At 53.8% G+C, this 398-nt stretch carries 1 protein-coding gene; it reads left to right on the forward strand.

Annotated elements, in window-relative coordinates; translation table 11 throughout:
• Positions 1 to 398 (forward strand): hypothetical protein (locus ACOQFL_RS22855; RefSeq protein WP_435546264.1); only part of this gene is annotated, 398 nt, incomplete at both ends.

Genomic DNA, 398 nt, shown 5'->3' on the forward strand with positions numbered 1-398 from the left:
GAGTCAAGCCAGATCGGTGCGCGCACCAACATCTGTCCAGAGCTGGACGCTCAGCCAAAAAAATCGCAGAAAAAGACAAAGGCGACAACGCGAAAATACCAAAGCAAGAGCGCACTGAGGCATTGCCCCTTGGTCAATGCGTGCGCCAAGGGCTGCGCCCCTGGAACCCTGAAAGCGCATTGCGCAAAGCGCTTGCCAAATCACAAGAAACTGCCACAACAACAAAGCAGGGGAACAACAACAAAAACAAAGGGGAGCACCGCATGGCGATTTACCATTCACGAGTAACAACCTTCAGCCGCGCAAACAACCATTCGTCGTTGGCTGCGGCTGCGTATCGTGCAGCAATACTTTTGGTCGATCAGCGCACTGGAAAACGCCACGACTACCGACGCAAG

The sequence above is a fragment of the Actinopolyspora sabaoui genome, from assembly GCF_051225635.1.
Taxonomy (GTDB): Bacteria; Actinomycetota; Actinomycetes; order Mycobacteriales; family Pseudonocardiaceae; genus Actinopolyspora.